Annotated in this window: 9 protein-coding genes and 1 pseudogene; 6 read left to right on the top strand and 4 right to left on the bottom strand. The window is 63.5% G+C overall.

Annotated elements, in window-relative coordinates:
* The first annotated feature begins 20 nt into the window (after positions 1-20).
* Together aroB and ACYUCQ_RS04865 are read left to right on the top strand one after the other, a co-directional pair.
* A complete protein-coding gene (aroB, locus tag ACYUCQ_RS04870; protein WP_460253380.1) occupies positions 21-1676 on the top strand; it encodes a 3-dehydroquinate synthase in 1656 nt (551 codons plus the stop codon).
* Positions 1561-2109: pseudogene (locus tag ACYUCQ_RS04865) on the top strand (FMN-binding negative transcriptional regulator); the annotation flags it as partial. The gene aroB and the pseudogene ACYUCQ_RS04865, both read left to right, overlap by 116 nt.
* An 82-nt stretch (positions 2110-2191) precedes the next feature.
* On the opposite strand, the gene ACYUCQ_RS04860 reads toward ACYUCQ_RS04865, so the two are convergent.
* A complete protein-coding gene (locus ACYUCQ_RS04860; RefSeq protein ID WP_460253379.1) occupies positions 2192-3292 on the bottom strand; it encodes a hypothetical protein in 1101 nt (366 codons plus the stop codon).
* 125 nt (positions 3293-3417) lie between these two features.
* On the opposite strand from ACYUCQ_RS04860, the gene ACYUCQ_RS04855 reads away from it, so the two are divergent.
* Positions 3418-3954 (top strand): cytochrome b, encoded by a 537-nt coding sequence (locus tag ACYUCQ_RS04855; RefSeq protein WP_460253378.1) that lies wholly within the window; start codon positions 3418-3420, stop codon positions 3952-3954.
* A gap of 1 nt (position 3955) precedes the next feature.
* Here ACYUCQ_RS04855 and ACYUCQ_RS04850 read toward each other — a convergent pair whose 3' ends face one another.
* A complete protein-coding gene (locus ACYUCQ_RS04850; protein ID WP_460253377.1) occupies positions 3956-4768 on the bottom strand; it encodes a TIGR00282 family metallophosphoesterase in 813 nt (270 codons plus the stop codon).
* A 136-nt stretch (positions 4769-4904) separates the two neighbouring features.
* Between ACYUCQ_RS04850 and ACYUCQ_RS04845 the strand changes: the two genes are divergently transcribed.
* From ACYUCQ_RS04845 to ACYUCQ_RS04835, 3 genes are read left to right on the top strand one after another with little or no spacing between them, the layout of a single operon-like run.
* Positions 4905-6299 (top strand): TolC family protein, encoded by a 1395-nt coding sequence (locus tag ACYUCQ_RS04845; protein ID WP_460253376.1) that lies wholly within the window; start codon positions 4905-4907, stop codon positions 6297-6299.
* Positions 6296-7210 carry an efflux RND transporter periplasmic adaptor subunit gene (locus ACYUCQ_RS04840; protein WP_460253375.1) on the top strand — a complete coding sequence of 305 codons (915 nt, stop codon included), beginning with the start codon at positions 6296-6298 and terminating at the stop codon, positions 7208-7210. Before ACYUCQ_RS04845 ends, ACYUCQ_RS04840 begins: the two co-directional genes overlap by 4 nt.
* A gap of 19 nt (positions 7211-7229) precedes the next feature.
* Entirely contained in the window at positions 7230-10319 is a 3090-nt protein-coding gene (locus tag ACYUCQ_RS04835; protein ID WP_460253374.1) for an efflux RND transporter permease subunit, read from the top strand.
* A 7-nt stretch (positions 10320-10326) separates the two neighbouring features.
* Here the strand turns inward: ACYUCQ_RS04835 and ACYUCQ_RS04830 are convergent, their stop codons facing one another.
* Positions 10327-11982, bottom strand: coding sequence for a flavin monoamine oxidase family protein (locus tag ACYUCQ_RS04830; RefSeq protein WP_460253373.1), 1656 nt, complete (start codon positions 11980-11982; stop codon positions 10327-10329).
* Positions 11982-12797: a carbon-nitrogen hydrolase family protein gene (locus ACYUCQ_RS04825; protein WP_460253372.1), complete on the bottom strand. Its 816-nt coding sequence runs from the start codon at positions 12795-12797 to the stop codon at positions 11982-11984. The genes ACYUCQ_RS04830 and ACYUCQ_RS04825 overlap by 1 nt, the downstream gene beginning before the upstream one ends.
* Positions 12798-12806: the final 9 nt, after the last annotated feature.

The raw sequence follows: 12806 nt of genomic DNA, 5'->3' as shown, positions 1-12806 counted from the left end.
ACCCCACCTTCCGTTCCCGCATGGCTTGTGACGCGGATGCGCCGCAACATCGCGCTCAAAATCGCAGTATTGTGCTGGTCGGCTTGATGGGCAGCGGCAAATCGGCGATCGGGCGGTTGCTCGCGCATCGGCTGGGGCTGACCTTCGAGGATTCCGATGCGGTGATTGAGCGGGAATTGGGCATGAGCATCGCCGAAATTTTTGCCCGCCATGGCGAAGCGGCGTTTCGCGGCGCGGAACGGCGGATTATTGCGACATTGCTATCGGGACCGCCGATTGTGCTGGCGACCGGCGGTGGCGCGTTCATTGATGAGCAGACCCGCGCGCTGATCCTGCGCACAGCCCGCTCGATCTGGTTGCGCGCGCCGATTGCGCTGCTGCTGAGCCGGGTGGTGGGGCGCAGCCATCGGCCTTTGCTCAATCAAGGCGACCCTGAGGCGATTCTGACCGCTCTTGAAGCGGCGCGCCGCCCGATTTACGCACTGGCGGATATTGTGATCGATAGCACCTCGGAGCCTGCCGCCATGACCGCTGACGCCGCTTTGCACGCCCTGACGCAATTCCAGCCGCCGGAGGCGATTGCGGTTGATCTGGTCGATGCGCCGTATCAGGTGCTGATTGGCGACAATATGCTGGCGCAGGCGGGGAAATATTTGATTGCGCCGTTGCCACAGCGCCGGGCGATCATTGTGACCGATCAACATGTGGCGGCGCATTATCTGGCACCGCTGCAGCAAAGCCTGGCCGAGCATGGCTTTGCCCATCAGGCGCTGATCGTGCCGCCGGGCGAGGCGTCGAAATCGATGGCGCAGTTTAGCGCGTTGATTGAGGATATTTTGGCCTGCAAGCCCGAACGGCGGAGTGCAATTATCGCGCTGGGCGGCGGGGTGATTGGGGATTTGGCGGGGTTTGCGGCGGCGAGTGCGCTGCGCGGCTTGCCGTTCGTGCAAATACCGACCTCGCTGCTGGCGCAGGTGGATAGCAGCGTGGGCGGCAAGACCGGGATTAATTCGCGGCATGGCAAAAATTTGATCGGCGCGTTTCATCAGCCGCGCATCGTGCTGATCGATATTGCGACCTTGCGCACCCTGCCCCGGCGTGAGCGCGCGGCGGGCTATGCGGAAATCCTGAAGGCCGGGCTGATTGCCGAGCCGGATTTGTTTGAATGGTGCCTGGCGCAGGGGCTTGCTTTGATCGAGGGGGATGCGGCAGCGCAGCGCCATGCGATCAGCGCGGCCGTGCGCTTCAAGGCGCGGGTGGTGGTGGCGGATCCGCATGAGCAAGCGCCGGAAAATGGCCGGGCTTTGCTGAATTTGGGGCATAGTTTCGCCCATGCGTTCGAGGCGGAGACCGGCTATGGCAGCGCGCTGCTGCATGGCGAGGCGGTCGCAATTGGCTTGGTGTGTGCGCTGCATCTCTCGGCGGTTTTGGGATTTTGCGCCCCGGATTTGGCCGAGCTGGTGGCGGCGCATCTCGCCAGCATGGGTCTGCCGCATAAAATCCCGGCGGGCAGCGTCGATCGGTTGATCGGTCATATGCGCAACGACAAAAAAATGCACGATGGCAAGCTCGCTTTCGTGCTCGTGCGCGGGGTTGGCCAGGCATTCACCGACCGGGGCGTGCCGGAGGAGGCGGTGCGGGCGACGTTGCGCGCGCGTGGCGCAAGCGATGTATAATCCGGCCTCGTTTCGCACCGAGGATCGCGTTGAAATGGCCGCGATCATGCGCGCAGCGCGGCTGCCGATTTTGGTGAGTGCGGCCGCGACGGGCCTGGAGGCAACCCATTTGCCACTTTGCTACACGCCCGAGCCTGGCCCCTATGGTCGGCTGGTGGGGCATATGGCGCGGGCGAACAAGCATTGGCACGCCTTGCGCGATGGCGCGGCGACGATGGTGATTTTCCAGGCGGATGATTTTTATGTCTCGCCAAGCTGGTATGCGACCAAGCGCGAAACCGGCCGGGTGGTGCCGACCTGGAATTATCAGGCGGTGCATGCGGCCGGCTCGGTGACGGTGATTGATGATCAGGCCCGGCTGCACGAGATTGTTTCGGCATTGACCGATCATCACGAAGCGCCACGCGCGACCCCTTGGCAGGTGGATGATGCGCCGGCGGATTACGTCGCGGCGCAGCTCAAGGCGATTGTTGGGATTGAACTCACCATCACCAGCCTGATCGGCAAGCGCAAGCTCAGTCAGAACCGGCCTTTGGCGGATCGGCACGGGGTGATCGCCGGGTTGCGCGCGGCGGGCGAGACGGGTGCTGCTTCGTTGATGCAGGCGTTGGAGGATGACGGCGCTGGATCGGCCAATCAATCTGGCCCAGCACCCAGCCTTCCACCGGATCGCTAAGGCTTGATGGCGGCGAATGGTCGGGTGGGCGATCGGGCGCGCCATTTATCACCGCGATGACATTCAGCACGCCGAGCAGACTATCGAATTGATCCTCGCCGGTAGGGCTGGGGCCGAAGCCTGAACTGATGGCGTGGTGCAAAGCGGGGCTTGGCTCGGCCTGTAGCTGCGCGAGGCTGCGTAACAAATCCGGTGCGAGGGCTTGGCGATCGGCTTGGTTGCGTTTGCTGCCGCGCAGGGTGAGGCCGAGCTGGACCAGGGCTTCGGCGGGGTAGGTTTCGGCGATGACGATCTGCGCCGGTTGCAGCAGGGCGCGAAACTCGCCCTCGAACGGCCACAGGCGCAGCTTGGTCTGGGCGGCGAAGGCCGGGAGCAAGCAATCGCGCCAGCCCGATAAGGCGGCTTTGCCGCATTGATTGGCGCCGAGGGTCCAAAATAGCGGCGCGCCGCCGGGGCGGCGGGCGGTTGGGTGATCGGCGGCGCGGCGCAAATCCTGCGGGCCCGCCAGCCCGAGCGCGTGCGCCAACGCCGCCTGATGCCCGGCGCCGGTGACGCTGGCGCGTGGATAAAATGGGCGGGCCAAGGATAGCTCGTCCAGCCTGTCGCAAACGCGAAACAACGGCGCATCGGGGGGCAAACCACGCAGCCAGGTGGGGAAATCGGTGATGCCTGCGCGCGCGGCGTAAGCGCGGGGCAATCCGAGGGGAAAATCGACACCGAAGGCGACCGGCGCGCCCGCCGCACGGCGCAGCAAACGAGCGAGCAGATCACCGGGCGGCCCCACCGGCTCTGGGGCGTCCACCATCCAGCGCCCCGCGTGGCGCCCAGCTTGGCGCCCAGTCTGGCGCCCAGCTTGGCGCAGAGCGTGGGTGATAACGCGTTTGGCCGGATTGACGCTCCAATCGGCGTGGGCAGCGAGAATCGGGGCCTCGTGATCCATAGATGCTCCCTGACTTGAAAAAATAATGGCTGGCCCCATCGAATTGTAACGGCGATGCTTCTATAGCGCGCCGGGTGACGATGGTTCAAACCATCAATCATCGAACGCTTAGCATGGAGCCATTAATGGAACCGCGATACCGCACCACCGTTCAAATTCTGCACTGGCTGATTGCGCTCGCGGTGATTGGGCTGATCGTGGCGGGGTTGATTTTGAAATATGATCTGGCACCCAAGCCGCTGCGACCCGAGCTGCGGATGCTGCATATCAGCGCCGGGCTGACGGTGCTGGTTCTGATGATGGTGCGGCTGGTGCTGCGGCTGATCCATCGGCCACCGCCGCTGCCCGCGACGGTGCCGACGCGTGAGCGGATTGCGTCCACGGCGGCGCATTGGCTGTTTTATGCGATGGTGCTCGCCATGCCGGTGTTTGGCGTGCTGTTTGTACAGGCCTATGGCCATCCGGTGGGCTGGTTCGGCTTGGTGATGCTGCCGCAATTGGTGGGCAAAAATACCGCCATCGCCACGTTATTCTATGCGCTACATTTTTATGTCGGGCTTGGTTTGCTCGCGCTGATTGTGCTGCATGTGAGTGCGGTGATCCGCCATGAAAAACGCGGTGAGCGGCTGCTGATCCGGATGATGCCGCGCCGTCAGCGCTGACTTATCGCTCCGGCATCGCCGGGGCGAGGCGGCCACCGAGGCGCACTGGTTCGATCCGCACGGCACGGCCTGTCGCGTCGGTTTCGATGAAGGCCCCGCAGATGGTGGCGGGACCATCGGCGGGATGTAGCCGTTCGCCGGGCATTTTTTTGATGAAGCGGGCGATGGCGGGTTCTTTGGTCATGCCGATGACGCTGTCGAAATCGCCGCACATGCCAACATCGGACATATAGGCGGTGCCGCCGGGCAGGATTTGATGATCGGCGGTGGGGCAATGGGTATGAGTGCCGAGCACCACACTGACCGAGCCATCGAAAGCATGGGCGAAGGCCATTTTTTCGCTGGTGGCCTCGCCATGGAAATCGACCAGGATGGCGGCATGGGTGGCGCCGAGGCGCGCGCGGGTGAGCAGGGCTTCCATCGCGCGGAACGGGCAATCGAGCGGGTCCATGAACAGGCGCCCCATGGCGTTGACCACCAGCACGCGCTGGCCGCCGGGGAGGGTGAGATCGACCATGCCCTCGCCGGGGGTGCCGGTGGGGAAATTGATCGGCCGGATCAGGCGTTTTTGTTGGGCGATATAGGGGATGATCTCGCGCCGGTCCCAGGCATGATTGCCCAGCGTGATCACATCGGCGCCGGCGGCGAAGAGTTTATCGGCCATGTCAGGCGCGAGGCCGAACCCGTGGGAGGCGTTTTCGGCATTCACCACGGCGAGATCGATCGCGAGGTCACGGCGCAGGCCGGGCAAGGCGGCTTCGACCGCATCGCGCCCGGTGCGGCCCAACACATCACCCAAAAACAAAATCCGCATTTTGGCTCCTTATTCGGTGGCTCTCGATAGGGTGAAGCGCTCGCTGGAGCAATGGGAGATAATCGGGGGGCGATAATCGGGGGCGATGATCGGGCGGGAAATTGACAATTGGCGATGCGGCGGTCAATCGAGGGGGATGCGCGTTGGATTTTGCCGACCGATCAAGCCCTTGGCCGTGCTGCCGATGTTGACGCTGGTATTCGTGCTGACGGGGCTGAGCGGATGTGCGCGGATGAATGCGCGCCCGCTTGATCCGGCGCAATCGGCGGCGGCACTACGGGCGAAAAATTTCAACGATCCGCGCTTGCAGCGATTTTTGAGCGCGATGGGGGCGCGCCCACCCGATCCGAGCGGGCCTTACGGGGTGCGGGCCTTGGTGCTGACCGCGCTGTATGAGCGGCCTGATATGGCGCTGGCAAGTGGGCAGGTGGCGTTGGCGCGCGCGAAACTCACGACGGCGCGGGCGCTGCCCAATCCGGTTTTGTCGTTGACGCCGAGCTATAATGCGACGGACGGGCTGCCCTCACCGCTGAAAATTGGGCCGATTATCGATTTCGTGATCGGCAGTTTCGGGGCGCGGCAGGCGACGATTGGCGCTGCGGCGGCGCGCTATCAGGCGGCGCGGCAATTGATTGAGCAGGCAATGTGGCGCGAGCGCGCCAGGGTGCGTGATGCGCTGATGGCGGACCAACAGGCGCGCCAACGCGTGGCATTGGCCGCGCAGGCACGGGCCTTGGCGAATTGGCGCACCTCATTGCTCGCAAGCCGCTATCAGCATGGCATGGTTGCGGCCCCGGCTCTGATGCAGGCCCAATTAGGCCAGGCGCAGGCGCGGCTGCGCTGGACGCAGGCGAAGCGGTCGTCCGCGTTGGCGCAATCAGCCCTGGCCGCCTCGCTCGGCGTGTCGCCCGCGAGTGTTGCGCGTATCCGACTGGATCGGGGCGCGATCAGCCCGGTGAAGGAGGGGCCGGCGCTGCAGGCGGCGGTCATGCGGGCGATGCAGGATCGTCCCTCGATTATCGCCGCGCTCGCGCGCTATCGGGCGGCGCAGGATCAGCTCCGCGCGGCGATTGATGAGCAGTTTCCAGGGGTGACGCTGGGACCAGGCTATCATTATGATCAGGGGCAGAACAAATATTTGCTCAATTTTTCGTTACCATTGCCAATTTTCAATCAGAATCAGGGGCCGATTGCGCAGGCGCGCGCGCAGCGGCGGATTGCGGCGGCGCAATTTGTGGCGGCGCAAGAGCGGGTTTTGGCGCAAATCCGGCGGGCGAGAGCGGATTGGACGGGGAGCAACCGCAGCTTGGCGGCGGCCGCATCGGTGATGGCGGTTGCGGTGCGAAACGGGCAGAACGCGCAAGTGGCGTTCGATCACGGGGCCATCGGCAAACTCCGCCTGATTGCGGCGCAGCAAACAATGCTGATGGCGCAGAGCGAGATGATGCAGGCGCGGACGGCGCGGTGGCGGGCGGCGGGCCGGCTTGAAGACGCGCTGCATGTGATTTTATGGCAGGGACGAAGCGGATGAGCAAAGCAAATGCAGCGATGATGGCGGTGATTTTGGCGTTCGGATGGCTGCCGAATGCAGTGTTCGCGCAGTCATCGGCCCCCGTCCTCACGCTCTCGGCGGCGCAGCGCCATGATGCTGGCGTGAAAGTTCGCGCTTTGCCGCTGGTGCGCACCGCACCGACGCAGCCTATGACCGCGATTGTGCGCAATGCCGCACCGATTTTGGTGTTGCGCGCTTCCTGGGTGCAGCAACAAGCGCGAGCCGGGTTGGCGCGCCAACAGGCGAGCCGCGCCGAGGCGCTGTATCGGGCCGGGCATAACATTGCGCAAGCGCAATTGCAGCGCGCCGAGGCGGCACGGACCGTTGCGGTGGCCCGGCTCGATGCGCTGCGCGCGCGGGCGATAGGACTTTATGGCAAGGCCTTGGGGGCGGCGATTATGAGCGATCAGGCGCGGGGGGCGCCCGCACTCACCGCGCTGGCGCAGGGCGCGCCGCTGATCGAGCTGGTATTTGCTACACCGCAGGCAGCCGATGGCGTGGCGGCGGGTTGGACCCGGATTGGTGAGGCGGGAATGCTGCCCGCCGGGCTGACCGGCGTGCCAGTGTATTTTTATGGGACGCCGGATCAGGCGCTGCCGGCGGGTGCGGCCTTGCAGCTCGCGGTGCGCACCGGACCTGCGCAGGCGGGCTATCAAGTGCCGGCCAGCGCGCTGATTTACCGGCGCAAGCGGGTGTTGATTTTTGTGCAACAGGCCCGCGCTGGTGAATTCCAGCCCGTGTCACTCGCGGTGGGGCGCGGGGCGATCAGCCGAGGCGATGGACGCTTGCGCAGCCTGTTCGTGCCGCAAGAAGCGTTGCCCGCGCAGCCGCTGGTGGTGGTTTCGGGGGCTGGCTTGTTACGCTCGATGATGGTCACGCAGGGGCGATGAGAGCGGCGAAGGGCGCGTTATGCTGACCGGGCTGATCCGCGCGGCGCTGCGATTCCGCCTGCTGGTGGTGCTGGTGATTGCCGGGCTGTGCCTGCTCGAACTCGCGCGCTTGCCGGGTGCGCATTATGGCGTGTTTCCGGAATTTGCCCCGCCGACGATCAAGATTGCCACCGAAGCGCCGGGCTTTGGGCCACGCGGGGTTGAGCGGGCGATTACCACGCCGATTGAGCAGGGATTATTTGGCTTGCGCGGCGTGACCGCGATGCGCTCACAATCCCAAGCCGGGATTTCGACGGTGCAATTGGTTTTTGCTGGCGATACCCAAGCTGCGGCGGACAAGACCCGCGTGGCGACGCGACTGGCCGGGATTGAGGCGGGGCTGCCGCATGGCGTGGTGCCGGTGATCGCGCCGTTGCAATCAGCGACCGGCACGGCGGTTGAAATTGGGCTGACCGCGCCGCACCGCTCGCTGATCACGCTCACCGCCTTGGCCGATACGCTGGTGCGCCCGGCGTTGCGGGCGGTGCCGGGAGTGGCGAATGTGGTGATTTTCGGGGCACGACCGCCTGATTTGGCGGTGATGGTGCGGCCCTCGGCGTTAGTGCGATCAGGCTATGGGTTCAACCAGATTGCGCGGGCGGCGGGGCGGGCGAGCACGCTGCTGGGCGGCGGGTTTATCGATACCGGCAATCAGCGGATTGATTTGGCCATCCAGGGCCAAGCCCGCGATGCGGCTGCATTGCGCGCCAGTTTGGTGGGTGTTGCCGATGGGTTGCCGGTGACGTTGGGGGATGTGGCGCGGGTGCAGGCGAGCACACCGCCGCGCTTTGGCGCTGCGCTAATCGAAGGCAAACCCGGATTGTTATTGATTGTGTCATCCTTGCGCGGCGCGAATACGCTCGCGGTGGCGTCTGGCGTGCGGGCGGCGCTTGCCCGGATTACGCCGGCGCTGCACAGCGAAGGGGTGGTGGTGCTGCCCAACGCGCTTGATCCGGCGGGCTTTATTCATGAAGCGCTGACGGATTTGGGGCGGGTGCTGTTGGTGGGGGCGGGGCTGATTTTAATCGTGCTGATGCTTGCTTTGCGTAATTGGCGCGTGGCGTTGATTTCGTTCGTCTCGATCCCGGTGGCGCTGCTGGCGGCGATGGCGAGCTTGCAGGCCTTTGGCATGAGCTTGAACACCATGGCCCTCGCTGGCTTGGCGATTGCGCTCGGCGAGGTGGTTGATGATGCGATTGTTGATGTTGAAAATATCGCCCGGCGCTTGCGCGAAAATTTGGCGTTAGAAAGCCCTGTTGCGCCGTTACTGGTGATTTTGCGCGCCTCCTTGGAGGTGCGCAGCGCCATTATTTATGCCACCTTCGCGGTGGCGGTGATGTTTACGCCGGTATTGCTGCTGGGCGGCGTGGCCGGGCGGCTCTTTGCGCCGCTGGGCATCGCCTATATCGCGGCAATTTTATCATCGCTGGTGGTGGCACTCACCCTAACCCCTGCCCTTTCCGGGCTGTTACTGGCCCGGCGGCCGACCCTTGCGGCGCACCGGGCCGGAGACATTCTGCGCACGGCGTATCAAACCGGGGCGGCGCGATTTGATCGGCATGGAAGGGCGTTTGGTCTGGTTTTGGTGGTGGCGGTGCTGGTGGCGGGGGCGAGCGTGCCGTTTTTGCGGCCGCAATTTTTACCGCAATTTCGCGAACAGGATGTTATTGCGCATTTTCTGAGCACGCCGGGAACCTCGTTGCACACCACATTGCAAATTGGGGCGCGGGCGATTGCGCGGGTAAAACGCTTGCCGCAGGTGGGGGTGGTGGTGCTGCATGCCGGGCGCGCCCGGCTGGGCAATGGCCATCCTGGCGTCAATAAAGCAGAAATCGACATTACGCTCAGCCATTCGGGCAACCGGCATCCGGTGGCCTCGGCGCATAAAATATTGGCGACCTTGGCAACCGTGCCGGGATTGCGCTGGTGGGCCAATACGTTTCTGACCGAGCGGATTAACGAGACGTTATCGGGCTTCACCGCACCCCTGACGATTTCGGTATTCGGGCCGCATTTGGCAGGTATTTCGGCGGATGCGGGGCATATTGCCGGACTGGCGCGGCGCATCCATGGGGTGATTACCGCCTCGCTCGCGGCACCGCCCAATCAGCCGGTGATCCGCATTACCCCGCATCGGCGCGCGATGGTGGCGGTGGGGTTGACCGATCATGCGGTGGTTGCCGCGATCCATGCTGCCTATGCCGGGCAGATTGTCGGGCAGGTTTATCGGGGCATATTGGTTGAGCCGATTATCGTGACGCTCCCCCCTGGGCTGCGCCACGATCCGCTCGCCCTCGCGGCGTTGCCGATTGCAGGAAGAAATGGGCGGATCACCCGTTTGGGGGCGATCGCCACGATCCAGCAAATCAATGCGCCCTCGGTGATTTTGCATGATGGCGGGCGGCGCGTGCAGGTGGTGACGGTGCATACCAAGCCCGGTCACAGTGCCGCAGTGTTAGCGCGTTTGCGCACCGCCATTGCCCGGCTGCATTTGGAGGCGGGGGATTATTACGTGACCTATGGCGGCAGTGCGATTGCCGGGGGACAGGCGCAGCGCAGCCTCGCGCTGCATGCGCTATTGGCGCTGGCCTGGGTGATGATTTTGCTCGGCCTTGCCTTGCGGGATGCGCGGGCGGTGGCGTTGCTCTGTGGCGGGCTGCCCGTTGCGTTAGCGGGTGGCATTGCGGCGGCGTGGTTTGGGTTGGGCGGCAAGCTTGATTTGGGCGCAATGGTTGGTTTGGCGACATTGTTTGGACTAACGCTGCGCAATGGATTACTCCTCCTGCTCCATGCCAAGCGCTTGGTGCACAATGGCGAAGTTTGGAATGCCGCCTTGGCGCGGCGGGCGGCGATGGACCGGCTGCCCGCCATTTTACTCACCGCCAGCGTGACCGCCCTCGCGCTGTTGCCTTTGGCCCTCGCCGCCGGATCGCCGGGCGATGAAATTGAAGGGCCGATGGCGATTGTGATTTTGGGTGGGTTGATCCCGGCGACATTGGTGAATTTGTTCGCACTACCCCACGCTGCGGCGCGCTGGCTGCGCTTCACGCCTGCGACCGACGGGTTTTGACCGCGTGCTATTCGGACAGGCGGACCGGGGCGAGTTCGGCCCAACGATCAATCGGGTCGGGGTTGGCGGGATGGCCCGCCCCGCCCAGATGCCGAAGCACGCCGCTGACCGCGTTTAGCGCCGTGGTCACGGCACCTTCGGCCCAGCCGGCGGTCCAGGAAATATCATCGCCGGCCAGAAAAATGCCGCGCTGATGGGCGGGCAGATCCTGCTGCACGAAATGGCTGAACAAGCGGCGTTGATAGCGGTAATGGCCGGGGAGATTGGCTTTGAACGCGCCCATGAAATTTGGGTCTGACTCCCATGAGACGGTGATTGGCGCGCCGATAATATGGTTGGCGATGTCAAGATCGGGGTAGATTTGGCGCAAGCTATGCAGCATCAGGCGCACTCGCTCATCGAGCGGTAAGGCAAGCCATTTTAGCGCATCGTCATTCCAGGTATAAGACAGGCAAATAACGCCGGGTTGATCCGCCCCGTTATCGATCAAATAGGTGCCGCGGGTGAGGCGATCCGTGAGGGTCATGCTCATCCGGTCATGGCCGGTTTCGGGGTGGCGATCACGCCAGAACGGGCGATCGACCATCACGAATGTTTTAGAGGATTGCATGTAATGGGTGCGTTCCATCGCCATCCACAGATCGTGATGAAATAAGCTCTCGGCACAATCGATGCGTGCAGAAAGCAGCCAGACTTGGCAGGTGACGATGGCGGCGGCGAAAATGCGTTGGTTACCATATCGATCAGTAATCGCGATTTTGCCGCCGGTGGCCGGGGCGATGCGCGCGACGGCAGGATGCGGAACGTTGCGGTGCAGGCTCGCGAGCGAGGTGCCGGGGGCGAAATGCGCCATGCGCTCTGGGCTGCGCGCCCAAAGCCGACGGGGCAATTGTTCAACACCCCCGATCACCAGGCGATGCTCATCATCAGCGCCGGTCGCGACCACGCGGAGAATTTCCAGGATGGAGTTGGGAAAATCGGTATCCCAGCCGCCCGTGCCAAAGCCGACTTGGCCGAACACTTCGCGGGCGCGAAAGCCTAAATTGCGAAAGGCGCTGGATTTGGCAATGAAACCCGAAAAACTCTCTTCATCCAACGTCTCGACCAGATGGTGCCAGATGCGCTGGATCGCGGCGACATCGCGGGTGCGAATGGCTTGGATGAGGGCCGGGAAATCAGCCCCCTCAGCCAACGCCTCGCTCCAAGCGCGTTCAACATCAGCGAACAAAGGCGGCAAATCCTCCTTGCGCCGGGCGATATGTTTTTGGCCGGCAAGTTCAATGACGGTGGAGGGCGTGTCCGGCGCTAACGGGTTGGGAAATCCGGTGGTGCGCAGCCCGACCAGATCAAGATAATGAAACAGCGCGCGCGAGGAGGGCGGGAAGCGCATCGCGCCAAGCTCGGCAAAGGCCCCTGCCCCATCCTTGAACGGTTCAGAACGCAGCCGACCGCCGATCCGATCACTTTCATAAATCACCGGCTTGAGGCCAAGTTTCATCAATTCATAGGCCGCGACGATGCCGGCGATGCCCGCGCCAATCACCGCGACTTCGGTGCCCTGCGCGGCGGCGGGCAGTTGGCCGAGACCGGCGGGATGGCCCAAAAAATCATCATAGGCGAAGGGAAAATCCGGGCCGAACATGGTGATGGGATGATCGGTCATCACGGATCGCTCCTTGGATGCTGGATCGGTTGGTATAAAGCGGGCCGCCGATCAGCGAGCATGGGATCACGCGCACGGATTTCGGCTTGGCGGGCGGGGTCCAATGGCGCGATAATCTGGCCAATATCGGCGTTCGCTTGGGCCAAGGCTGAACCATCGGGCGCGATGATCGAAGACAGGCCGACATAGTCAAGAGTCTGTTCGGAACCGCATCGATTAGCATAAGCGAGATAGACTTGGTTTTCATAAGCCCTGGCGCGCACAACATGATTGGCGACGACATCATACGGGGTCATCAGCGCGGTGGGGACCAATAACAAATCTGCACCCGCCAGCGCCATCAGCCGGGCGGATTCGGGAAACTCGATATCATAGCAAATTGCGAGGCCCACTCGCCACCCTTGCCAATTCACCACCTCGAACCGATCACCGCTGCAGGAGAACATCGCCCGATCCAGCGCGCCAAACAAATGCACTTTCCGGTGATTGAGCAGCAAGTGACCGGATGCATCGATCAGGGCGGCGCTGTTCGCGATGCGATCACCCACCCGTTCGGGATAACCCACGCATAAAGCGATGCCATGGCGGGTCGCGATGCTGCGCAATTGGTCAAACAACGGATCATGCGGGGTGATGGCGAGGTCAGCACAGCGTTCGGCGCCCAGATTATAGCCGGTGAGAAACATCTCCGGCAGCACCAGCAGATTGGCCCCGTTGATCCGGGCCGTGCGGGCCTCGTGATCGAGCTGATCCAAGGCCGCGAGTGGGGCGGCGAAGCAGCCTTGGGTTTGGGCAATCGCAATGCGCTGGCTCATGACGCGGAT

This window comes from Acidiphilium sp. MT5 (genome assembly GCF_054767495.1).
Note: the sequence above shows the minus strand (reverse complement) of the source record. Positions and strands in the feature narration are given on the sequence as shown.

Bases quoted from the DNA above. Each gene is read 5' to 3' on its own strand.
- ACYUCQ_RS04830 (WP_460253373.1), bottom strand. From the start codon at position 11,982: ATGACCGATCATCCCATCACCATGTTCGGCCCGGATTTTCCCTTCGCC.
- ACYUCQ_RS04860 (WP_460253379.1), bottom strand. From the start codon at position 3,292: ATGGATCACGAGGCCCCGATTCTCGCTGCCCACGCCGATTGGAGCGTC.
- ACYUCQ_RS04825 (WP_460253372.1), bottom strand. From the start codon at position 12,797: ATGAGCCAGCGCATTGCGATTGCCCAAACCCAAGGCTGCTTCGCCGCC.
- ACYUCQ_RS04840 (WP_460253375.1), top strand. From the start codon at position 6,296: ATGAGCAAAGCAAATGCAGCGATGATGGCGGTGATTTTGGCGTTCGGA.
- ACYUCQ_RS04850 (WP_460253377.1), bottom strand. From the start codon at position 4,768: ATGCGGATTTTGTTTTTGGGTGATGTGTTGGGCCGCACCGGGCGCGAT.
- ACYUCQ_RS04835 (WP_460253374.1), top strand. From the start codon at position 7,230: ATGCTGACCGGGCTGATCCGCGCGGCGCTGCGATTCCGCCTGCTGGTG.
- ACYUCQ_RS04855 (WP_460253378.1), top strand. From the start codon at position 3,418: ATGGAACCGCGATACCGCACCACCGTTCAAATTCTGCACTGGCTGATT.
- aroB (WP_460253380.1), top strand. From the start codon at position 21: ATGGCTTGTGACGCGGATGCGCCGCAACATCGCGCTCAAAATCGCAGT.
- ACYUCQ_RS04845 (WP_460253376.1), top strand. From the start codon at position 4,905: ATGCGCGTTGGATTTTGCCGACCGATCAAGCCCTTGGCCGTGCTGCCG.